The sequence below is a fragment of the Streptomyces sp. NBC_01460 genome (assembly GCF_036227405.1).
Lineage (GTDB): Bacteria > Actinomycetota > Actinomycetes > Streptomycetales > Streptomycetaceae > Streptomyces.
Genome location: NZ_CP109473.1, coordinates 4323091 through 4345666, shown reverse-complemented (window position 1 = coordinate 4345666; position 22576 = coordinate 4323091). Strand labels below are relative to the sequence as shown.

Annotated in this window: 18 protein-coding genes and 1 tRNA gene; 11 read left to right on the top strand and 8 right to left on the bottom strand. The window is 71.9% G+C overall.

The annotated features are described in order from the left end of the window. Nucleotides 1-44: 44 nt before the first annotated feature. Nucleotides 45-4148: a PAS domain-containing protein gene (locus OG488_RS19295; protein ID WP_329230890.1), complete on the top strand. Its 4104-nt coding sequence runs from the start codon at nucleotides 45-47 to the stop codon at nucleotides 4146-4148. A gap of 99 nt (nucleotides 4149-4247) precedes the next feature. On the opposite strand, the gene OG488_RS19290 is transcribed toward OG488_RS19295, so the two are convergent. The 3 genes from OG488_RS19290 to OG488_RS19280 form a co-directional block, all read right to left on the bottom strand. Beyond that, nucleotides 4248-5894 carry a long-chain fatty acid--CoA ligase gene (locus OG488_RS19290; protein ID WP_329238806.1) on the bottom strand — a complete coding sequence of 549 codons (1647 nt, stop codon included), beginning with the start codon at nucleotides 5892-5894 and terminating at the stop codon, nucleotides 4248-4250. 142 nt (nucleotides 5895-6036) lie between these two features. Then, complete coding sequence (locus OG488_RS19285) at nucleotides 6037-6591, bottom strand: SigE family RNA polymerase sigma factor (protein ID WP_329230888.1); 555 nt, start codon at nucleotides 6589-6591, stop codon at nucleotides 6037-6039. A gap of 214 nt (nucleotides 6592-6805) precedes the next feature. Continuing rightward, nucleotides 6806-7129, bottom strand: coding sequence for a hypothetical protein (locus OG488_RS19280; RefSeq protein ID WP_329230886.1), 324 nt, complete (start codon nucleotides 7127-7129; stop codon nucleotides 6806-6808). A gap of 251 nt (nucleotides 7130-7380) precedes the next feature. Here OG488_RS19280 and OG488_RS19275 point away from each other — a divergent pair, with 251 nt between their 5' ends. Beyond that, nucleotides 7381-8262, top strand: a complete 882-nt coding sequence (locus tag OG488_RS19275; protein WP_329230885.1) for a bifunctional DNA primase/polymerase — start codon at nucleotides 7381-7383, stop codon at nucleotides 8260-8262. A 17-nt stretch (nucleotides 8263-8279) separates the two neighbouring features. Here the strand turns inward: OG488_RS19275 and OG488_RS19270 are convergent, their stop codons facing one another. The 3 genes from OG488_RS19270 to OG488_RS19260 form a co-directional block, all read right to left on the bottom strand. Then, nucleotides 8280-8744 (bottom strand): GNAT family N-acetyltransferase, encoded by a 465-nt coding sequence (locus OG488_RS19270; RefSeq protein ID WP_329230883.1) that lies wholly within the window; start codon nucleotides 8742-8744, stop codon nucleotides 8280-8282. A gap of 686 nt (nucleotides 8745-9430) precedes the next feature. Beyond that, a tRNA-Ser gene (locus OG488_RS19265) sits at nucleotides 9431-9515 on the bottom strand. A gap of 59 nt (nucleotides 9516-9574) precedes the next feature. Further along, nucleotides 9575-11056 carry a S1C family serine protease gene (locus OG488_RS19260; RefSeq protein ID WP_329230881.1) on the bottom strand — a complete coding sequence of 494 codons (1482 nt, stop codon included), beginning with the start codon at nucleotides 11054-11056 and terminating at the stop codon, nucleotides 9575-9577. 197 nt (nucleotides 11057-11253) lie between these two features. Between OG488_RS19260 and OG488_RS19255 the strand changes: the two genes are divergently transcribed. The 3 genes from OG488_RS19255 (at nucleotide 11254) to OG488_RS19245 (ending at nucleotide 13917) form a co-directional block, all read left to right on the top strand. Continuing rightward, nucleotides 11254-12090, top strand: coding sequence for a glycerophosphodiester phosphodiesterase (locus OG488_RS19255; protein WP_329230879.1), 837 nt, complete (start codon nucleotides 11254-11256; stop codon nucleotides 12088-12090). A 140-nt stretch (nucleotides 12091-12230) separates the two neighbouring features. Beyond that, nucleotides 12231-12836, top strand: a complete 606-nt coding sequence (locus tag OG488_RS19250; protein WP_329230877.1) for an ATP-binding protein — start codon at nucleotides 12231-12233, stop codon at nucleotides 12834-12836. A gap of 115 nt (nucleotides 12837-12951) precedes the next feature. After that, the gene (locus OG488_RS19245) at nucleotides 12952-13917 is read left to right on the top strand and encodes a DUF5926 family protein (RefSeq protein ID WP_329230876.1); all 966 of its coding nucleotides are present in this window, start codon (nucleotides 12952-12954) and stop codon (nucleotides 13915-13917) included. Between the two features lie 641 nt (nucleotides 13918-14558). Here the strand turns inward: OG488_RS19245 and OG488_RS19240 are convergent. Beyond that, nucleotides 14559-15242 (bottom strand): bifunctional DNA primase/polymerase, encoded by a 684-nt coding sequence (locus OG488_RS19240; RefSeq protein WP_329230874.1) that lies wholly within the window; start codon nucleotides 15240-15242, stop codon nucleotides 14559-14561. 600 nt (nucleotides 15243-15842) lie between these two features. On the opposite strand from OG488_RS19240, the gene OG488_RS19235 reads away from it, so the two are divergent. Continuing rightward, the gene (locus tag OG488_RS19235; RefSeq protein ID WP_329230872.1) at nucleotides 15843-17267 is read left to right on the top strand and encodes a PP2C family protein-serine/threonine phosphatase; all 1425 of its coding nucleotides are present in this window, start codon (nucleotides 15843-15845) and stop codon (nucleotides 17265-17267) included. A gap of 142 nt (nucleotides 17268-17409) precedes the next feature. Continuing rightward, nucleotides 17410-18873: an aminopeptidase P family protein gene (locus OG488_RS19230; RefSeq protein ID WP_329230871.1), complete on the top strand. Its 1464-nt coding sequence runs from the start codon at nucleotides 17410-17412 to the stop codon at nucleotides 18871-18873. Nucleotides 18874-18921: 48 nt separating this feature from the next. On the opposite strand, the gene OG488_RS19225 is transcribed toward OG488_RS19230, so the two are convergent. Continuing rightward, complete coding sequence (locus OG488_RS19225) at nucleotides 18922-19509, bottom strand: ATP-binding protein (RefSeq protein WP_329230869.1); 588 nt, start codon at nucleotides 19507-19509, stop codon at nucleotides 18922-18924. 260 nt (nucleotides 19510-19769) lie between these two features. Here OG488_RS19225 and OG488_RS19220 point away from each other — a divergent pair, with 260 nt between their 5' ends. The 4 genes from OG488_RS19220 (at nucleotide 19770) to OG488_RS19205 (ending at nucleotide 22567) form a co-directional block, all read left to right on the top strand. Continuing rightward, a complete protein-coding gene (locus OG488_RS19220) occupies nucleotides 19770-20582 on the top strand; it encodes a hypothetical protein (RefSeq protein WP_329230868.1) in 813 nt (270 codons plus the stop codon). Between the two features lie 105 nt (nucleotides 20583-20687). Beyond that, complete coding sequence (locus OG488_RS19215) at nucleotides 20688-21419, top strand: YcnI family copper-binding membrane protein (protein WP_329230866.1); 732 nt, start codon at nucleotides 20688-20690, stop codon at nucleotides 21417-21419. 48 nt (nucleotides 21420-21467) lie between these two features. Continuing rightward, nucleotides 21468-22124 (top strand): SCO family protein, encoded by a 657-nt coding sequence (locus OG488_RS19210; protein ID WP_329230864.1) that lies wholly within the window; start codon nucleotides 21468-21470, stop codon nucleotides 22122-22124. Next, the gene (locus tag OG488_RS19205) at nucleotides 22121-22567 is read left to right on the top strand and encodes a copper chaperone PCu(A)C (protein WP_329230862.1); all 447 of its coding nucleotides are present in this window, start codon (nucleotides 22121-22123) and stop codon (nucleotides 22565-22567) included. Before OG488_RS19210 ends, OG488_RS19205 begins: the two co-directional genes overlap by 4 nt. The last annotated feature ends 9 nt before the right edge of the window (nucleotides 22568-22576 follow it).

Genomic DNA, 22576 nt, shown 5'->3' with positions numbered 1-22576 from the left:
GGCCCGCTGTCGGCAAGGTGCGGTATTCAGGGAGGAAGCGTCTCGTGAGCAGCAGGCCATCCCGAGGCGCTGCTCGCCTCGCAGCCATACTCGACGCCCTCCCGGACGGGCTCCTGCTCGTCAACTGCAACGGCACGGTCGTCAACGCCAACACCATCGCCCTCGAGATGTTCGAGACCCCGGGCACGGCGCTCGTCGGCCGCGGGCTGCTCGATCTGCTTCCGGAGTTCGACTCCAGGCTGATCCCGGGGTCGATGCGCAGGCCGGAATCTGCGGACGAGCAGGGCAGGACCAAGCCGACGCGGATGATCGCGCGCCGGACCGACGGCACCGACTACCCCGTCGAGGTCACCAGTGCCTCGCTGGACAGCGGCCAGGCCGGGTACAACGACATCCACTCCAGCTACACCGGCGACGAGCTGCTCATGCTCGTCGTGCGGGACCTCTCGGGCACCGTCGACACCGAGGCCGAGCTGGCCCGTTCGCAGCGCCAGACGGAGATGATCCTGCGCGCCGCCTCCGAGGGGGTCGTCGGCACCGACACGGACGGCCGCGTCGTCCTGGTCAATCCCGCGGCCGCCCAGATCCTCGGCTTCCGCGCCAGCGACCTCGGCGGCCAGGAGCTCCACCCGCTGATCCTGCACTCGCGGGCGGAGGGCGGGGACTTCCCGTACGAGGAGTCGCCGCTCGCCGACACCCTGAGGTCCGGGCGCAAGCACCGGGTGCGCGGGCAGGTCCTCTGGTCCAAGAGCGGTGCGCAGGTGCCGGTCGATCTGACCACCGCGCCGGTGCGGGACGGCGACCAGCTGGTCGGCGCCGTCATGACCTTCACCGACCGCAGGCCCCACGAGGAGCTGACGCAGCAGCACGCCGAGGAGATCTCCGGGCTGACCGAACGGCACGCGGCAGAGATCGCCGAGCTCACCGAGAGCCACCGTGCCGAGGTCGCGGCGCTCGCCGAGAGCCGTGAGGCCGAAGTCGCCGCGCTCACCGAACAGCACGCGGCCGAGTCGGCGGACCGGACCGAGCGGTACGCCTCCGAGCTGGAGGAGCAGGCGGAGCGCCTCGCGGGTCTCGACGCCCGGCACACCCAGCTGACCGCCGTACTGGGCGAGTCCCTGCGCGGGCCGCTGGAGGAGCTGCGGGGCGAGCTCTCGGCCCTCGCCGCCGACCCGGCCGGCCAGCTCTGGCCCGAGGCCAACCAGATCCTGCACCACCTCGCCGCTGGCTACGCGCGCATGACGACCCTCGTCGACAACGTACTGAGCTACCAGCGCCTGGACACCGGCGCCGAGGATCTCGTCAAGCAACCGGTGCTGCTCGACGCGGTCGTGACCGCGGGCATCGACGGAGCGGTCGAGCTGATCGGTCCGGGGCGGGCGCAGTTCGCGGTCCACGCACCACCGATCGAGGCCGAGGTCGACGCGGGCCGGCTGATCACGGCGCTCGCCCATCTCGTCGCGGACGTGGCCGGTGTCGACTCGACCGGCAAGACGCGCCCGGTGCCGGGCGGCGGCTACGTGGACTCCACGGTCGTCGTGGCCGCGGCGCAGCGCGGCGACGTCGTACGGATCGAGGTGCGCGGCCCGTTCGCCGGTGGCGACCCGGTGCACGTGCCGATCGTGCGCGGGATCGTGCGGGCCCACGGCGGCGTGCTCCAGACGCACGAGATGCCGGGGATGAGCGGCAGCGCGTACGTCCTGGAGGTGCCACTCGGAACGGGCTCCGGGGCCGTCGCGCCCGAGCCGCTCCCCGTGCCCGAGGAAGCCGCCGTACCGGAGTCCGCGCCCCAGCCCGCCCAGGGCGGCCGTCGCCGGGCGCGCAGGGGGTCGACGGACGCCTTCCTGGACGGTCCCGTCGACGGCGGGGCGGCCGGTCCGGAGACCGGTGACACCGCGGCCGCGGAGCCGACGGGGCGGCGCAGGGCACGCCGTGAGTCCACGGACCCGCAGGAGCAGCAGCAGGTACAGGAGATGACCCCGCCTCAGCGGAGCGAGGGTTCGGGCCGCAGGCGCGGCCGGCCCAGCCCCGCGGAGACGGGCGCGGAGGCCGCGGCGGACCAGCCCCGACAGGCTCTGGCGCTCCCCGCGGCAGCCCCGGCACCCTCGGAGGGCGCCGTCGTGACGGCGGCGGAGGGCGCGCAGGGAGGTGGCGGCCGCCCGCAGCGCGGCCAGACGGTGCCGCCCCAGGGGGTGCCGCAGAACGCTTCCGGGCGCCAGGGCCAGGGCAGCGGTGGCCGTCCCGCCCTGCCCGCCCTCGCATCGGCCGAGGCCCCCGCGCAGCAGGTTCCTCCGCACCAGGCGTCCTCGCAGCAGGAGCAGGCACAGCAGCCCGGAGGACGCCGGGCGCGGCGGGCTCTCGCCGCAGCGCAGGAACGCGCCGCAGCGGCCGAGCCCTCGGGCCCCCGGACCGCCTTCGCGCTGCCCCCGGCCGCGGCGGACCGGATCCCGCCGATCGCTCCGGGCTCACCCGTCATGGCACCGCCGTCCCTCGTCGCACCGGCCTCCCCCGCCCCGCAGCAGGCCCCGGCGGCACCCAGGTCGGCACCGCCCGGCGCGCGGCCGGTCCCGGCCGCGGACGGCCCGCTGCCCGAGCGCCACGACGCCGTACGCACCGCGCCGGAGGCGGACCACACCCCGCCGCAGCCTCATCCCGTGCCGTCCGGGCGCCGCAGGGCACGGCCGGCGGAGGCCCCGCAGGAGCCGCAGGCCCGGCCCGGCCATCCGGTTCCCGGACAGCCGCTGCCCGCCGTTCCGCCGCAGCCCGACTGGGCACGGAGCGGCGACACGGGGCAGGTTCCCACCGCTCCGGCGCCCGAGGGCGACATGCCCTCGGCCGGCGACGGGTCCTGGACGGGCCCCGGCACCACCGCCCACACCACGGGCGACGCCACCCCGGCCGGTCCCGCACCCGCGCCGGAGCCCGCGCCCGTGCCCGCCCCGGAACAGCATCCTGCCGACGACGACGCTCCGGCCCCCGTCCCGGACGCGCGGCGCCGGCCGCTGCCCGCGGAGGCGCCGATGCCGGAGTCGTCGGACTCGACCCAGGGCCGTGCCTTCAGCGTGCGGACCCTGGGGCAGGGCGTGCCGTTCGCACAGCACCTCGCGCACCAGCAGAACCAGACGCTCGGCGGTGCCGGACGGCGCCGCAAACTCGCCGCCCCTCCTGAGGCCGAGCGCCCGGCCGCGCCCGCCACGGCGCCCGTGCCGCCGCAGCCCGCCCCGGCCCCTGTTCCGCCGCAGCCCGGCGGCACCGTGCAGGGCTCCGGATCGGGCCGGCTGATGTCCTCGCCCGCTTCCGAGGGGCGCGCGTACGCGATAGGGGCCCCCGACGAGGGCGCCGAGGGCCCGGAGCCGCTGGACGGCCCCGGTGGCGCCGTCGAGGTGGCCAACCGCCCGCAGCCGCGGCCCGTCGACGACGAACTGCCCCCGGAGCCGCTGGACAACCCGCGCCGGCTGCTGGTCTGGCCCGCCCCGGACGTCTCCACGCAGCAGGCTCTCAGCGACCGCGGCTACCGGCCGGTGATCGTGCACTCCCGCGAGGAGGTCGACGCCCAGATCGCGGCGTTCCCCGCCGCGCTGTTCGTGGATCCGCTGACCGGGCCGATCACCCGTACGGCGCTGCAGTCGCTCCGTCAGGCGGCCGTGGCGGCGGAGGTCCCGGTGCTGGTGACGGCCGGTCTGGGACAGGCGACCAGGGAAGCGGCGTACGGCGCCGACCCGGCCGTGCTCCTCAAGGCGCTCGCCCCGCGCGACAGCGACCAGCATCCGCCGAGGGTCCTGGTGATCGAGGAGCACGAGGAGATCGCGCTGGCGCTGACGGAGACGCTGGAACGGCGCGGCATGCAGGTCGCGCGCGCGTCCGGCGACAGCGAGGCCGTCGACCTCGCGACCCGGATGCGGCCGAACCTGGTGGTGATGGACCTGATGCAGGTACGCCGCCGGCGCGCCGGGATCATCGACTGGCTCCGCGCGAACGGCTCGCTCAACCACACACCGCTGGTCGTCTACACCTCGGCCGGCATGGAGGAGTCGGATCTGCCCAGGCTCGCCGCCGGTGAGACGGTGCTCTTCCTCGCCGAGCGCTCGACGAGCGACGAGGTGCAGTCCCGGATCGTGGATCTGCTGGCGAAGATAGGGACGAACTGACGGCCGGAGGCCGGTGGACGCGTACGACGAGGGCGGTACGGGAAACCCGTACCGCCCTCGTCGTGTGCCATGACCCCACAGGGGCGGGGGCTTCCCGGCTCAGAGCTGCGTGATGTCCAGCTCCCCGTCGGCGTACTGCCTGCGGATCACCTTCTTGTCGAACTTGCCCACGCTCGTCTTCGGTACCGCCGGGACGATCGTCCACCTCTCGGGCAGCTGCCACTTGGCGACGGACTGGGCGAGGAAGGTCCTGAGCGCCGCGTAGTCCGCGGTCGCGCCCTCCTTGAGGACGACGGTCGCCAGGGGGCGCTCGCCCCACTTCTCGTCGGGGACGGCGACGACCGCGGCCTCGGCCACGTCCGGGTGCGCCATGATCGCGTTCTCCAGGTCCACGCTGGAGATCCACTCGCCGCCGGACTTGATGACGTCCTTGGCCCGGTCGGTCAGCGTGAGGTAGCCCTCGTCGCTGATCACGCCGACGTCTCCGGTCTTCAGCCAGCCGTCCTCGCTGAACTTGTCGTCGGGGCGCAGGCCCTCGCCGTCCGCACCGCCGTAGTACGCACCCGCGATCCAGGGGCCCCGGACCTCCAGCTCACCTGCGGACTCCCCGTCCCACGGCAGGTGTTCGCCTCCGGGTCCGGTCAGACGCGCCTCGACACCGGCCGGGAACCGGCCCTGGGTGATGCGGTACGGCCACTCCTGCTCGTCGGTGAGTCCGGCGGGCGGATTGGACATGGTGCCGAGCGGCGACGTCTCCGTCATGCCCCAGGCGTGACAGAGACGGACACCGAGCTTGTCGTACGCCTCCATCAGGGAGGGCGGACAGGCGGCGCCGCCGATGGTGACGCTCGCCATGGAGGAGAGGTCGCGCGGCTTGGCGGTGACCTCGGCCAGCAGTCCCTGCCAGATGGTGGGGACGGCCGCCGCGTGGGAGGGCCGCTCCCGCTCGATCATCTCGGCGAGCGGGGCGGGCTGCAGGAAGCGGTCGGGCATGAGCATGTTGACGCCGGTCATGAACGTCGCGTGCGGCAGCCCCCAGGCGTTCACATGGAACTGGGGGACCACGACGAGGGTCGTGTCCTTGTCGGTCAGCCCCATCGACTCGGCCATGTTGACCTGCATGGAGTGCAGGTAGATGGAGCGGTGGGAGTAGACGACGCCCTTGGGGTCGCCCGTGGTCCCGGAGGTGTAGCACATGGCGGCGGCCTGGCGCTCGTCCAGCTCGGGCCAGTCGTAGGAGGTGGGGCGGCCGGCGATCAGCTCCTCGTACTCGTGCACCCGGGGCGCGACACCGTCGAGCGCCGCACGGTCCCCGGGCCCGGACACCACCACGTGCTCGACGGAGGGCAGGTGGGGGAGCAGCGGTACGAGCAGCGGCAGCAGCGAACCGTTGACGAGGACGACCTTGTCGTCGGCGTGGTTGACGATCCAGACCAGCTGCTCGGCGGGGAGCCGCAGGTTGAGCGTGTGCAGTACGGCGCCCATCGAGGGGATCGCCAGATACGCCTCGACGTGCTCGGCGTTGTTCCACATGAGGGTCGCGACGCGCTGGTCGCCGTCGATGCCCAGTTCGTCGCGCAGGGCGTGCGCCAGTTGTGAGGCGCGCCTGCCGATCTCGGCGAAGCTGCGCCGGTGCGGCTCCGGCTCGCCGGTCCAGGTCGTCACCTGCGACTTCCCGTGGATGGTCATCCCATGGGTCAGGATGCGGGTCACAGTCAGCGGTACGTCCTGCATGGTGCTCAGCACGGCGTCCTCCCGGTGGGCGCTACGCGGCAGTAAGGGTGCGCTGATTCTGCTCACATACCAAGCGGTATGTCACTACTTCCGGGAGTACGAATCGGTGTCGGCAGGAAGAACCGTTCTGCGGCGGGGGCGCACGGGGACCGCGTCAGCGGACCGGGCCGAGCTCCGGATCCTCTCGGAGCTTGCCCAGGGCCCGGGACACGGCGCTCTTGACCGTACCGACGGAGACCCCCATCACCTCGGCCGTCTGGGTCTCACTGAGGTCCTCGTAGTACCTCAGGACGACCATGGCCCGCTGACGGTCCGGGAGCTTGAGCACGGCACGCCACATCGCGTCGTGCAGCGACTGCCGCTCGGCCGGGTCCGGCGCGGGCGCGGACTCCCTCTCGGGGAGCTCCTCGCAGGCGAACTCGTCGACCTTGCGCTTGCGCCACTGCGAGGTGCGGGTGTTCACGAGGGCGCGGCGGACATACCCGTCGAGTGCCCGGTGGTCCTCGATCCGCTCCCAGGCGACGTAGGTCTTGGTGAGGGCGGTCTGCAGCAGGTCCTCGGCATCGCTCGGGTTCGCGGTGAGGGAACGCGCGGTGCGCAGCAGCACGGGGCCCCGGGCCCGCACGTACGACGAGAACGACGGATAGCGGCGGTGTCCGGCGGAGGCAGCGGCCGCCCTGGAGGCTCCGGTGCAGACTGGCGTGGTCATCACTCCACGCTAGGAGCGGGCGCCCACAAGGGGATCGGCCCCAGGTCCCGAAGCCACGTCCGCCTCAGGTTGTAGGGGCCGGGCACGCTCCACCTCCTGAAGGTGGAGGGAGCGGCCCCCGCCCTCAGGGTCCTCACCCCCGGGACGGGAGCCCGGTCCCCCACGGCGCGGGCGGCCCGCGCGGCGGCGGCGACACCGCACGGGCCGCCGGTGCTCAGTTCACCCAGAGCGGCGGGAAGATCACATAGAAGTTGTACGTGTTCGTGGACTGGTCGATGTACGTGAAGGGCGATCCACTCACCTGGACGATGTTGCTGTGGTTGGAGGCGCCGGCGCCCACGGCCTGCTGCTGCGAGGTGGACGAGTTGCCGGAGTTGTCGCCACCGACACCGCCCGACCCGATGGTCGCCACCCCTGCGTTCGATCCGTCGCTCGCGAACGCACCGTTGTCGGCCGCCGCGACCCCTCCGAACAGGGCGACGGCCAGAGGCACGGCGGCGACGGCGGCGAGGGCGCGAGCAGTGCGGATACGTGCCATGTCAATTTCCTCCAGGAACCGAAAACAAGGCTGTTCCGAAGCGGCCGGCCGACCACTCCGATGCTGTTCACGACGTCGCGGAGCAGAACTGCCCACCGCGTCCCCGGCGAACCGCCCCTGGTCCGCGATTCCCCCGCACGTATGAGGAACGCCCGCTAAACCTCCCGCACCGGAGCGAGCGTTCTGCCCGGAGCTGCCCCGAGCGCACCACCCCTCTTCCCTTCTTCGAACGCATGTACGAAAATGGCTCCATGGCCACCACCGATCGGCAGACCGCCACCCTGGCCCTGGCCCACGCGCTCTCCGCCGCCGAGCGCGGGCTCCCCGTCTTCCCGCTGTCCGCCACCAAGCTCCCGGCCCTGCGCTCACCCCACCGCGACGAGGACCCGCCCGTGCACTGCCGGGGTGCCTGCGGGCTGCCCGGCCACGGGGTCCACGACGCCACGACCGACCCGATCGCCGTCCGCGCGCTCTTCGCCGCAGCGCCCAGGGCCACCGGCTACGGCATCGCCTGCGGGCGGCCGCCGCACCGCCTGATCGGCATCGACCTCGACATCGACACCACCCACGGCAACGACTCCGTCGCCGCCCTCCAGCAGCTGGCCCTCCAGCACCTGTTCACCATCCCGCCCACCGTCACGGTGCTCACGCCCAGCGGCGGACGCCACCTCTGGCTGACGGGCCCGTCCGGCGTCTCCGTGCCCAACTCGGCCGGCCGCCTCGCACCCGGAATCGACGTACGCGGCGCGGGCGGATACCTGGTCGGCCCCGGCTCGGTCACCGTCCACGGCCGGTACAGGCTCGCCCCCGGCACCGCCCGTCTCGCACCGGCCCCCTGCCCCCGAGCCCTCCTGCGCCTGCTCACGCCCCCGCCGCGCCCCCACCACCCCACCGGCCGGGTCTCTCCCGCCCGGCAGGGACAGGGACTGGTGCAGTTCGTCCGCGCGGCACACGAGGGCCAGCGCAACACCCGTCTGTTCTGGGCTGCCTGCCGCGCCTACGAGCACGGATTCGGCGACGACCTCGCGGACGCCCTCACCGACGCGGCGATCTCCACGGGCCTCACCGAACAGGAGGCCCGCGCCGCGATCGCCTCGGCCGCCCGCCTGACCACCCCGCGCCGCAGCCCCTGACCCTGCGACCGGTGGGTTCAGGCGGGGTTGTCGTCGAGCACCAGCATGATGTGCTCGTGCTCGCCGTACCGGACCGTCTCGGTACGCCGGAAGCCGTGCTTCTCCAGCAGCCGCACCGAGCCGGTGTTCCCGACGAAGGGATCGGCGTGCAGGGGACGGGCCTCTTCCCGCTCCAGGAACAGCGCCAGCGCCCGCGTGCCGATCCCCCGGCCCCAGTACCGCCTGCCGAGCCAGTACCCGATGAAGCGCCGCCCCTCGTCCCACCACGCCACCACGTTGCCCGCCAGCTCCCCGTCGACGGTGATGGCCTGCACGAAGTTGGCGGGATCCCCAAGAACCCTTGTCGTCCAGTGAGTCATGAAGGCTTCCCGTTCCCGGGGCGGGAACTTCGACCGTCGCACGGCCTCAGGATCGTGCTCCTGCGCGAAGAACTCCTCCAGATCGACCGGTTCGACGTCTCTCAAGCGCACCTGATCACTCATGCCGACGGAGTCTGCCAGCCACCACTGACACTCCCGGGGCCGCTGGTTGCCGACTTCCCCGCACTCAGCCGCACACGTGCCCGATGGAGCGGGGACCACCGGGAAACGACGGTGACCCGAGGACGGTGCGCAGCACCACGGCCCCTGACCGACGTTCTGGTCAGGGGCCGTTCACCTGCGGTGGGTGTGGGATGTGAACCCACGGTGACTCGCGCCACGACGGTGTCATCCGCTACGTGCCTCACGGGCGGGACGGGAGCCGGCTGGCATGCTCTGCGCTTACTCCGCCGGTCAGTGCACTACCTGATCGCTCAGGAGAACAAGGAGCCCACCAGTATCGCGCCGTAGTGCACGCATTGGTGCCACCGCTTGCAGTAGCGCTTCGCCCGCCACAGCGAACGCCGCGTGAATTGCTTCTCGCACCAAACGCACTTGCGAGTCTCCCCATCCCCCATGGCCACGACCCTATCGACCCATGCCAATGCCCCGAACAGGAGGCAGCCGACCGTGCGGCACGGCCCACCGGTGCAACCTTTCGGTCATCAGCGGGCCGCCAAGACTCCCGCACATCAGACGGGTGCCCGTGCCCGACAGAGCGGGAAACCAGGGGGAACAGCGGTGCCCGGCGGGGAGCGGGCATGGCAGAGGCCCCCGACCATACGTACTGGTCGGGGGCCTCTCGCCTGCGGTGGGTGTGGGATTTGAACCCACGGTGACTCGCGCCACGACGGTTTTCAAGACCGTTCCCTTAGGCCGCTCGGGCAACCCACCCCGCGTCGTCGCCGGGCCCGGTGGCCGGGCCGGCGCGATGCGTGGAACAGCCTAGCCGGTCAGCTGTCGCCCTTGCGCTCGCCCAGGGTGAGTTCGGCCGTCGCCGTCCTGCCGTCGCGCTTGTAGGTGAGCGTCACCTTGTCGCCCGGCTTGTGGGTCCAGATCTCGCCGATCAGCGTCGGTCCGCTCTCGACCGTCGTGTCGTTGAACTTGGTGATCACGTCACCGGCCTTCAGGCCGGCCTCGGCCGCTGGGCCGTTCGGTGTGACGGCGGGGGTGCCGCCCGCGCCCTCGTCCGAGATGACGGCGCCGCCGGTCTTCTCCTCCATCGTCACCGTCGCGCCGATCACCGGGTAGACGGGCTGTCCCGTCTTGATCAGCTGCTCGGCGACGTTCTTCGCCTGGTTGACGGGGATGGCGAATCCGAGGCCGATCGAGCCTGCCTGGGACTGGCCTACGCCGCCACCGCTGGTGGACTGGATGGCGGAGTTGATGCCGATGACCGCGCCGCCCGCGTCCAGGAGCGGGCCGCCCGAGTTGCCCGGGTTGATCGAGGCGTCGGTCTGCAGGGCGCTCATGTACGAGTTCTTGTTGCTGGACCCGTCGCCGGAGGCGACCGGCCGGTCCTTCGCGCTGATGATGCCCGTGGTGACCGTGTTGGAGAGACCGAAGGGCGCACCGATCGCGATGGTCGAATCGCCCACCGCGACCTTGTCCGAGTCGCCCAGGGCCAGCGGGGTCAGTCCGTCCGGGGCGTTCTTCAGCTTCAGCACGGCCACGTCGTAGCCCTGCGCCCGGCCGACCACCTCGGCGTCGTACTTCTTGCCGTTGGAGAACGTCGCGGTCAGCTGGCCGCTGTCCGCGGCGGAGGCCACCACGTGGTTGTTCGTGAGGATGTGGCCCTCCTTGTCGTACACGAAGCCGGTGCCCGTGCCGCCCTCGCCGTCGCCGGACTTCGCGTCGATCGTGACGACGCTGGGCAGCGCGCTCGCCGCGACGCCCGCGACCGTGCCCGCCTCGCGCTTGAAGTCCTTGGGGCTGTTGGAGGCGGCGACGGTGGTCGACCCGGAGGAGCTGGAGGCGTTGCTGTCCGCGGCCCAGTAGCCGAGGGCTCCGCCGACGCCGCCGGCGACCAGGGCGGCCACCGCCACGGCGGCGACCAGTCCGCTCGCGCGCCGCTTGCGCGGCTGCTCGGGCCCGGAGGGCGCCGGGGCACCCCAGGCCGGGGGGCCGCCGCCGTCGGCGTACGAGGGGACGGCGGGCGGGGGCGGCGGCCAGGCGGCCGAGTCGGCCGGGGGCTGCTGCGGAGACGGCGGCGCGTACGGGTACTGCTCGTGCCTGGCGGCGGACGGCTCGGCGCCCTCCTGGTACGTCGCGGCAGGAACCTGGGCCGTCGGCGCGTCCGCGGGTACGGCGGGCGGGGCCTCCGGCGCGGGCGGGCCCCCCTGCGGGGTGCCCTCAGGAGCGGCAGCCGGCACAGGAGGTACGGACGGTACGGACGGAACCGCGGTGCCCTCGTTGCCCTCGTTCTCGGTGCTCACAGCTCTTTACTCCTCGGTTCCACTCGGCATTCGGCAAGAGATCCGCTGTGCACGTGTCTGCAGTCAGCTTTTCCCACAGCACGTCAGGCCACTGTAAGCAGGACCTGTGCATCCGCACACCAATCTTTACATCAGGCAAAAAGGTCCTACACGACAAGATGTCAGCACCCGACGCGTCTCGGTGACACGATGTCGCGGTGACCCACGCACGCCTACCCTCCGGACAGCCTCCCATCCAGGTCATCGCCCACCGCGGGGCCTCGGACGACGCCCCCGAGCACACCCTGGCCGCGTACCGGAAGGCCATCGAGGACGGGGCCGACGCCCTGGAGTGCGATGTTCGCCTCACCGCGGACGGGCAGCTCGTCTGTGTGCACGACCGCAGGGTGAACCGGACGTCGAACGGCAGAGGTGCCGTCTCCGCCCTGGAACTCGCCGACCTGGCCGCCCTCGACTTCGGGTCCTGGAAGGACCACAAGGACCACGAGGAGTCCCCCGACTGGGACCCGGTGCCGGGCGAGCTCACCTCCGTACTCACCCTGGAGCGCCTCCTCGAGCTCGCCCACGACGTACGGGCGGGCGGCAGGCCGCTCCAGCTGGCCATCGAGACCAAGCACCCCACACGCTGGGCCGGACAGGTCGAGGAGCGGCTGCTCCATCTGCTCAAGCGGTTCGGCCTGGACGCCCCGCCCGCGGACGGGCCGTCGCCGGTACGCGTCATGAGCTTCTCCGCGCGCTCCCTCTACCGCGTCCGGGCCGCCGCGCCCACCCTGCCCACCGTCTTCCTGATGCAGTTCGTCTCACCGCGGCTGCGCGACGGGCGGCTCCCCGCCGGAGCCCGCATCGCGGGTCCGGGGATGCGGATCGTACGCAATCACCCCGGGTACATCGAGCGGCTGCACCGGGCGGGCCACCGGGTGCACGTGTGGACCGTGAACGAGCCGGAGGACGTCGAGCTCTGCGTGCGCCTCGGAGTGGAAGCAATCATCACGAACCGGCCGAAACAGGTTCTTTCACAACTTGGCCGTTCTTAACATCAGTTACAAGGGGTGCACCGGCGCATTCACTCCGCAATCGATCGTTACGAGTGCATCACTGACAGGGCTTTGGCCGGTTTCCGGCGCAGTCCAGGAGGGCATCCAATCCGTGGCGTGGGGCAAAGGAGGTCTCGGGGGTGGCGTTTGTGGTGGCACAAGAAGTGCCGACGTCGTCGAGCATGGCTGTACCCCATGGCCCTGCGGGCGTGGGGCAGGCGAGGCACCGTATGCGCGAGCAACTGCGCAGCAACGGGGTCTCGGACACCGTGGTCGACGACGCAGTTCTGATCCTTTCCGAACTTCTCAGTAACGCCTGCCGGCACGGCAGGCCGCTGGGGCAGCAGGCAGAGGTGGGTGACGGCGACATCCGCGCCGCGTGGCGCGTGGACAGGGAAGGCGATCTGACCGTCGAGGTCACGGACGGCGGCGGGCCGACCAGGCCGGTCCCGGCCACACCGTCGGTCACCGCGCGCGGCGGGCGCGGACTCAACATCATCAGCGCCCTCGCCCGGAAATGGGGCGTACGGGACGACACGGCCGGTGAGGTCACCGTCTGGGCCCTGGTCTCCACGGACCAGAGGCACAGCGGATTCGCGACGGCGTCCCCGGGCCGGGGGATTCCCGCACCCCGCGAACGGTCCAAACTGAGCGGACTGGACGGGCTGGGCGGACTGAGCGGTTTCGGCTCCCTCGACGGACTGGAGCTCGCCGCCGCGCTCGACGCCTTCGACGACGCGGGCTGAGAGCGGTACGACGGAGCGGGCCGCGGGAGGTGCGCGGCAGGTGTGCCCCGGCGATGACAGGGACGGCTAGGCTCGCGCCCGAGACCGCACTGTCGCAATCGGGAGAACGCCCACCATGGCCAAGAAGCGCCCTCAGTCCAAGGCCGGGAAGCCGCAGCTCAAGGACGGTGAAATCCCGGTCGTAGGGGCCCGCGAGCCCTGCCCGTGCGGTTCGGGCCGCCGTTACAAGGCCTGTCACGGACGCGCCGCCGCTCACGCGGTGACCGAGCTGGTCCAGCGCCCCTTCGAGGGAATCCCGGGCGAGTGCGACTGGATCGCCCTGCGCGAGCTGGTCCCCGCCGCCACCGTCGAGCTGACCCTGAGGGACGGGCTCCCCGAGGGCGTGCCCTCCGTGTCGCTCGCGACCGTGCTGCCGATGGCGTGGCCGGCGCTGCGCCGTGACGACGGTTCGGTCCTGCTCGCCCTCCAGAACGACACCTCGTCCGGCGACCTCAGCCGTGACCTCGCGGACACCCTGCAGCGTGCGCTGGAGGCGGAGCCCGGCTCGCCGGTGACCGCCCGCCGGGTGCCCGCCGACGGCCCGCGCCTGCAGGACCTCCTCGACCCCGCCGCCGCGTTCGAGCCGGTCGTGCACTCCGGCTTCGAATTCTGGGTCCCGGACGCGGAGAACGCCACGGCGGAGGTGTCCGCCTCCCTGGAGCGCGCCAACGCGGCCGCCATCCCCACCACCCGGCTCTCCGGCGTGGACGCCGCCTACTGGTGCGAGACGCCGGAGAAGAACCACCTGCGCTGGGTCATGCCGCAACCCGAGGAGCAGCTCCTCGACGCCCTCGCCCGGCTGCACGCGGCGGGCGCCTCCTCGCTCGGCGAGGGGACCCGCCTGGTGGGCTCGTTCCGTGCCCACGGGCTGATGGTCCCGGTCTGGGACCTGCCGAGCGCGATGGGGGCCGAGGAGTGCGAGAAGCCCGCGGCGCAGTTCGCGGAGCGGCTCGCCGAAGCCCTCGCCTCCGACGCTCCGCTCACGGCCGAGGAGCGCCGGGCGCGCGGAGGGCTCACCAACCGCCAGGTGACGCTCAGCTGACAGTGACGAGAGCCGGGGCGCCGCAGTGACACCCGTCACAACTCCCCGTACTCGTCGGTAAATAGCTGTCCGAATAGACGAGATCGAATTTGCTCACGGCAGATCTCTTGTTACGGTTCTGGAAGTCCGGTCGCTGGTGCATCCCCCGTCGCCAGCGGCCGGACGTCCTCGTTTCCGGGGCCGGAAGGCCCGGGCGCACGCCGGAGCGCAGAGCTCCTCGGCCACCTGCGGCGACCGTGAGGCCACCGTCCCGCCTTCAGCTGTCCTGCGCCCGCCCCGCCACGGGCCCCGCTCCGGCAGCTCCTGCACACGACTCCGGCGCCCGATGCGCGCCGGAGCGGCGCGCGCCCCGGCCGCCGGGCCTGTCGGGCGTTCGCTTTCGGACAGAAAATCCACGATGTCTGCCGGTCACCTGGAATGCCGCACGGCACCTGGGAACATTTACACGGACGGCACCGCGTGCTCCGCTCCAGCAATCCGTGGGAAGGGCCGTCAGAAAGCCTGCGCCCACCGGCCTTTACCGGCGGGAATTGCGCCTGTCCGGGCACGCCGCCCGCCCGATCACGCGGAAACCGGGCGGCCCCACCCCCTGAACGAGTGAGCCGCCCGCCGTTCCCGCGTCACCACACCGCCGTACCCGCTCAGTAGGCGAGCCGGCTGCCGCCGTCCGGAGCCCCGTTGCTCGCCTCGACGAGTGCGTCCAGGACCGATTCGACGTCCGGGAGCCACGGCACGGCGTTCCCGGCCTCCGGTGCGCGCTCCCAGCGCACCTGTCCCGTACCCACCTCGGAGGGAGGCAGGACGAGGTAGCCGCCCTCCCCGTGGAAGCGCAGGGAGCTCGGCACCCAGTCCTTGGCGTGCAGCAGTTCGCCGAGCCGCTCCAGGGTGTACGGGGCGACCAGCAGCGACCACCTGGTGGGGGTCGCCACCACGGGACCGAGCCGCAGCCCCATGACGTCGAGCGCGGTCAGCGCCCGGGCTCCCGCCACGGCCGGCAGGCTCAGCGCGCAGGGCGCCGGGCCGCCCGTGGCGAGGAGGACGGGCGCGGTGGGCCGGTTGGTCCACCACCAGCGCACCATGCGTGCGTCGGTGGTCGCCGCGAGGAGACCGGGATCGAAGGGATGTGCGCCGGGTACGGCGCACTCGGGGTCGGGACAGGCGCAGCCGCGGCCGCGTTCGCCGCGTACGGCTCCCGTCGCCAGCCCTGCTCCGGGGAGCACGGGCCACTTCCAGGCTGTGGCACAGGTCAGCACCGCGTCGAGCTGGGCGGAACTTCCCTTGCGCCGGGGCCGGTGCCTGCGTCGCCTTCCGAGGATCTCGCGCATGAGCGCTCGTTCCTTTCCGTTGAACGCCGAGGTCCACATCACACCACGTGTTCGTTACACCACGTGTGCGTCTCTTCGCTGTGCGTGCTCGCTCATCGGGTCTGCGGTACGGACGAGTAGTCGGTGCCGAGCGTGAGCCGAGCCGAGCAGAGTGGAACCGAACAGAATGGAGCTGAGCCGAGTCGAACCGGGTGGAGCCGAGCCGAGTCCAGTCAATACATCGCGCGGTCGGCGTACGCACCGCACGTGCCGCCCCTGGTGCAACCCCGCCACTCGGGCGGTGGGCGGGCGGCCGTCACCAGTGAGGACGCCCGGGCTCGCTGTCGGGTTCCGGGGCGGTCGCAACTGCCCCTGGCCATCCACGATTACGTACCCAGCATGCCCGGAATGACGCTCCCTCCGGCATTTCACCCCGAGGGCGCCCCCTGTCGAGCGCACCCAGTCGACCTCAAAATGCCGCCCGGGGGTGCATTTTCCGGCCAAGTTAACCATCTCACGGCGCCATAAATACCGTAAGGACAATGCTGGACATCAGCTTACTTCTGCGTGTACATGTGGGTGCGTGTACATGTGGCTGAGCCGATAGCGACGCAGCACGACATGGGGGTTTGCGATGCTGTTCGACACAACGCACTGGTCGGAAAGCTGCCTGCCATGAGCGCACCCCACCTTCCGAAAGTGGCTGGAATCGATCCCATGGTTCCCGTTTCAACGCACACTGTCGCGCCCACGGAAGGTGCTCTGTCCGCACCGGGAGCCTTCCTCCAGGACCGGCTGGCCGGCTGGGTCTCCGACCTCACCACCCTGCACGAACTGACCGAACGGCTGACCGGCACCAGCACCCTGGACAGCGCCCTCCATGAAGTCCTGAGCGCCGGAGCCGCCCTCGTGGGCGCCGGCCGGGGGCTCCTCGTCCTCGCGCCCGCCGACGGCGGTGGGCCCTCCCGCACGATCGGGCTCGGACTCGCCCACGCCGAACTGGGACACATCGAGACGGTGCCACGCAGCGCGACCGCCCACGGTCGCTTCCTCGACGGCCTGCCGGACACCGACACCCCCCTGGCCGGCCCCGACATCCTCGGCGACGCCGGCCTCGACCCCCGCTGCCGCGAGGTCGCCGCACAGCTCGGGTACGCCGCCAGTTACACACAGCCCCTCTCGACCGGGACCGCCGGCCGGCTCGGCGCGGCCGTCTGGCTGTACGACGAACCGGCCGAGCCGCTGGAACGCCAGTGCCATCTCGTCGGGGTGTACGCCCGCTACGCCGGCGAACATCTGGGCCGGCTGCTCGAGCTGGAACGCGCCAGGGCCGACGCCGCCGTCATCGCCGAGGAGCTCCTCCCCAGCAGGCTGCCCCGGATCCCCGGCGTACGTCTGGCCGCGCGCCACCGGGCCGCGCCCGAGGGCGGAGGCGACTGGTACGACGCGCTGCCCCTCCCGGACGACGCGCTCGGCCTGTCGGTCGGATCGGTCGGAGGCTCCGGGCCGACCGCCCTGGCCGCCATGGGCCGGCTCCGCGCCGGCCTGCGCGCGTACGCCGTGATGGAGGGCGAGGACCCCGTCGCCGTGCTCTCCGACCTCGAACTGCTGCTGCGCCTGACCGAACCGGCCCGTGTGGCGACCGCCCTCTACGCCTACTGCGAACCCGACCGGCGCACGATCGTGCTGGCGGGCGCCGGGCACACGCCTCCCCTGGTGACCGGCGACCGGCGCACCGAATTCGTGGAGACGACCCTTTCCGCGCCCCTGGGCATGCTCTCCTGCTGGGAGGCGCCGAGCGTGGAGTTCACGCCCCGCCCCGGCGAGACGGTGCTCTTCTACACCGACGCGCTGCTCCGCAGCACCGGCGACACCATGGACCGCGCGTTCGCACGGCTGCACGCGGCGGCGGCCGGTGTACCGAAGGTCCTGCGCCAGGACCCCGGGGCGGTCGCGGACCACATCCTGCGTTGCCTCCTGCCCGACGGCCCGGACGGAAGCAGCTCCACCGAGGACGTCGTCCTGCTGGCCGCGCGCTTCGACTGAGGCGACCGAGGCGACCGGGGCGGCTGGGGCGACCGAGGCGGCTGAGGATCGCCGTGACGGACCGGAGGCCTTCCGGCACTGGGGCCCCCTTCCGCACGCCCGTACGATGGAGCGGCCCAGTGTCGTACAAGGAGGACATAACGTGTCTGAGGAGCTCGCCCCGGAGACCCCGGAAACAGCGGAGACAGAGCCGATCAAGCAGCGGAAGAACGGCCTGTACCCGGGCATTTCCGATGAGCTCGCCGAGAACATGAAGTCCGGCTGGGCCGACACCGAGCTGCACGGCCTGGAGCCGATCGCCCAGGCCTCGTACACCGCCGCCCGTCGCGCCGCGCTGTCCGCGCGCTTCCCCGGCGAGCGGCTCGTCGTTCCCGCGGGCAACCTGAAGACCCGCTCCAACGACACCGAGTACGCCTTCCGCGCCTCCACCGAGTACGCCTACCTCACCGGCGACCTGACCCAGGACAGCGTCCTGGTGCTGGAGCCGGTGGACGGCGGACACGAGGCGACGGTCTACCTAGTGCCCCGCTCCGACCGCGAGAACGGCGAGTTCTGGCTCGACGGCCAGGGCGAGCTCTGGGTCGGCCGCCGCAACTCCCTGACCGAGGCCGAGCAGCTGCTCGGTATCCCGGCGAAGGACGTCCGCGAGCTCCCGGCGGCGCTGGCCGAGGCCACCGGCCCGGTGCGCACGGTCCGCGGGCACGACGCGGGCATCGAGACCGCCCTCACCGACAAGGTCACCGCCGAGCGCGACGAGGAGCTGCGCGTCTTCCTCTCCGAGGCCCGGCTGGTCAAGGACGCCTTCGAGGTCGCCGAACTGCAGAGGGCCTGCGACGCCACGGCACGCGGCTTCGAGGACGTCGTGAAGGTCCTCGACAGGGCCGAGGCCACCAGCGAGCGCTACATCGAGGGCACGTTCTTCCTGCGGGCCCGCGTCGACGGCAACGACATCGGCTACGGCTCGATCTGCGCGGCCGGCCCGCACGCCACCACGCTGCACTGGGTCCGCAACGACGGCGCGGTCCGCTCCGGCGAGCTCCTGCTGCTCGACGCGGGGGTGGAGACCACCGAGCTCTACACCGCCGACGTGACGCGGACGCTGCCCATCAACGGCACGTTCTCGCCGCTGCAGCGCAAGATCTACGACGCCGTCTACGAGGCCCAGGAGGCCGGCATCGCGGCCGTGAAGCCCGGCGCCGCCTTCCGGGACTTCCACGACGCCGCGCAGCGGGTCCTCGCCGAGAAGCTGGTCGAGTGGGGCCTGCTGGGCGACCTGTCCGTGGAGAAGGTTCTGGAGCTGGGCCTCCAGCGCCGCTGGACGCTGCACGGCACCGGGCACATGCTCGGTATGGACGTCCACGACTGCGCCGCCGCGCGCACCGAGTCGTACGTGAACGGCACCCTGGAGCCCGGGGTCTGCCTCACCGTCGAGCCCGGACTGTACTTCCAGGCCGACGACCTGACCGTGCCCGAGGAGTACCGGGGCATCGGCGTGCGGATCGAGGACGACATCCTCGTGACCGAGGACGGCAACCGGAACCTGTCGGCCGCGCTGCCGCGCCGGGCCGACGAGGTCGAGGCGTGGATGGCCGGGCTCAAGGGCTGACACGGCCGGCGCGGAGGACCGCGCCCCGAGCGCCGGAGGGCGCGCTGCTCAGGACACCATGAGCAGCGCGCCCTCCCGCCATTTCAGGATCTTGTCGAAGCTGACCACCGCGCCGCTCCCCGGCCGGTTGCCGAAGTGGACATGATCGGCGAGCTCCTCGATCAGGCAGAGTCCGCGGCCGCTCTCCGACGTGGCCGGAGGGTGCGTCGCGGTGCGCGCGTGCGAAGGGTCGCCCGCCGGCTGACCGGTGGGCGCCTGCGGATCCGGCGGGCACCCGGCGGATGACGGTGCGACGGTGCGAAGCGTGCGCCGGGTGGGGAAACCCGGCCCGGAGTCGGCTACTTCGATACGGCATTTCTCACCGTCCAGATAAGCGGTGACCCGGTACTGCCCGCAGGCGTGCCCGAGCCGCTCATCACCTGCGGGGAGAGGTCCCGCGCCTGGGGACCCACCGGCGTCACGTCGTTCACCGCCGTGTTCGACGGCGTTCGCACAGGCTTCGCTGAGTGCGACGGAGAGGTCGTAGGAGATGTCCGGATCCACCCCCGCGGTCTCCATGGTGCCCAGCAGAAAACGACGGGCGAGCGGAACGCTCGCAGCTTCGCGCCGCAAATGGAGTGACCACCACATGCTCATGCTCCAGCCTCCTGGCTGCGGCTCGACATACCGTTACGTATTGCCGCGATAAGCGCCTCGTAAGCACGGAAACGCTGTGACAGCGCTCATTCGGCGGATCCCGACACTCCGTTCGCCGGTGTATGTCCGGCCGGGACGAGGGCTCCCCAGCACCCATGAACAGGTGCAACACGCCCTGATCACTCCCCGATGGGGACGGATGCCGACCTTCCGGACCTGGCGTACGGAGACCGGGGGGCCAGTGGGATGATGACCCCGCCATGTCTATGCCTGTCGCACGCGCCGGAGCCGGTATGCGGCTTTTGAGGACCGCGGTGTTCACCGCGGTCTGTGTCGTGCTCGCAGCCGCCGGGCATGGCCTCGCCTCAGGCATGGGTGTGTCCGGGTGGACCCTGCCGGTGGGTTTCGCGGGGGTCTTCGTCATCACCGCGGCGCTCGCCGGACGGGAGAGGACCCTTCTCTCCATCACCGCCGCCCTCACCGCAGGCCAGCTCGCCCTGCACGTCCTCTTCGGCTTCGGCCGGCACACGGCGGCCGCCGCGACCGGGTCCGGGGACGACTCCCTGATCCGTTTCGCCGCCGGTCTGGTGTGCGGCGAAGGACCGGCGGGGCTGACCGCGGGTGAGGCCCATCGCATCGTCACCACCGCGGGCCTGGACCCGGCGACCGTGGCCCAGGGGCACACGCACCTGGCACCCGGAGCGGACGCCGCCGACCCGTCGGTCCTCGCCACGGTCCTCGCCGGCCTGCCCAGCCTGCCCATGTTCCTTGGGCACCTGCTCGCCGCGCTGGCCACCGGCTGGCTGCTGCGCCGCGGGGAGATCGCCCTCTTCCGGCTCGCCCGGCTGTCGGCGCAGGGCGGCCGGCAGCTCGCGGCCGGGGCCAGGCTGCGCGCGCTGCGGGCGGCCATGGCCCTCGTACGCGCCCTGCGTACGGGCCTGCCGGGGCAGCCCACGACCGGGCCGCGCATCCTCCCCGGCGCCGGCGACTCCGTCGCGCCCGCCACCGGGGACCCTCTGCAGCACATGGTGATCAGGCGCGGGCCTCCGCCCGTATACGTACGCGCAGCCTGACGCGACCCCCTCCGCCCGGTCTCCGGTGACGAGGTGGTCGTGATGCCGTCGCGCCCGCGCGCGCCGGACCACCTTTCCCTCGTGACCTGTGGAGTGATCCCTGCCATGAACGTTTCCCGTATCGCCCTCGTCGGCGGCGTCGCCGCGTCCACCGTCCTGCTGCTCGCCGGTACGGCCTCCGCGCACGTCAGCGTGCAGCCGCAGGGCGAGGCCGCCAAGGGCGGGTACGCCACCGTCAACTTCAAGGTCCCCAACGAGCGCGACGACGCCTCCACCGTGAAGCTCGAGGTGAACTTCCCGACCGACCACCCGCTGGCGTCCGTCAGCCCGCAGCCGGTGGCCGGCTGGAAGATCGAGGTCACCAAGAGCAAGCTGGCCGAACCGCTCGACGTGCACGGGAAGAAGATCAACGAGGCCGTCTCCAAGGTCACCTGGACCGCGGACGGCAAGGGGATCGAGCCCGGCTTCTTCCAGCAGTTCCCGCTCTCGGTCGGGCAGCTTCCCGAGGACGCCGACCAGCTGGTCTTCAAGGCGCTCCAGACGTACAGCAACAAGGAGGTCGTCCGCTGGATCGAGGAGCCCACCGAGGGCGGCGAAGAGCCCGAGAGCCCGGCTCCCGTCCTCGCCCTGACGGCCCCGGCCGCGGACACCCACGGCGCGGCCGCGGACGACAAGAGCGGCGACACGGAGAAGGCGAAGGAGACGACGGCGTCCTCGGACGACGCGTCCTCGTCGAACAGTGACGGCACCGCCCGCGTCCTGGGCATCGTCGGCATCGTCGTCGGCATCGCGGGAGTCGGGTTCGGCGTGCTCGCCGGCCGGCGCCGCAGCGCCTGATCCCACCGGCTCCACCACCCGTATTCACAGATCAGGAATCAGCTCTCCATGCACAGCAAGAAGACGGTGCTGGCCGCGGCGTTCGCCGCCGTGGCCGCACTGACCCTGTCGGCATGCGGCAGCGGAGGGGACCCGGCGGACGATTCCGTCGCCGAGGTCTCCTCCGGGACCGAGTCCAAGCCCGCCACCGTGCTCGACCAGCCCTTCACCAAACCGGACCTCGTTCTCACCGACACGCACGGCAAGACGTACGACCTGCGCGAGAAGACCAAGGGCAAGCCGACGCTCATCTACTTCGGCTACACCAACTGCCCCGACGTGTGCCCGCTCACCATGAGCAACATCGCCGTGGCCAAGCGGGCCCTGCCCAAGGCCGACCAGGAGAAGCTCCAGGTCGTCTTCGTCACGACGGACCCCGAGCGGGACACCCCGGCGTCCCTGGGCAGCTGGCTCGGCGCCCAGGATCCCGACTTCACCGGCCTGACCGGCGACTTCCCGACCATCCAGGCGGGAGCACGGCAGATCGGCATCGGCATCGACCCTCCGAAGAAGGAGAAGGACGGCACGGTCGTCTCGATGCACGGCGCCCAGGTCATCGCGTTCTCCCCGAAAACCGACAAGGGGTACGTGCTCTACAGCGAGGACACCACGGCCGAGGACTACACCGAGGACCTCCCCGAACTCGTCAAGGGGGAGACCCCGTGAACCGCCGCACGGTCGTCGGCGGCGCCCTGGCCCTCACCACCGGGCTGGCGCTGTCGGCGTGTTCCTCGGACAGCGTGCCGCGGCTGGAGGTGACGGGGGCGTTCATGCCGCAGCCCGTCAGCGACATGGCGGCCGGTTTCCTCCTCGTGAAGAACAGCGGCGACGCCACCGACCGGCTCACCTCGGTGACCAGCGCTCTCTCCGACCACGTCTCCATCCACGAGACGAAGGACCGGACCATGCGCATGGTCACGTCGTTCGAGGTGCCCGCCGGTGGCGAGCTCGACCTCGAACGCGGCGGCAACCACATCATGTTCACGGGTCTCAAGCAGCAGCCCAAGCGGGGGGAGACGGTCTCCGTGGAACTGCACTTCGAGAAGGCCGACCCCATCACGGTCGACATCCCCGTGAAGGAGACCACCTACAACCCGAAGAAGCAGTGAGGTACTGAC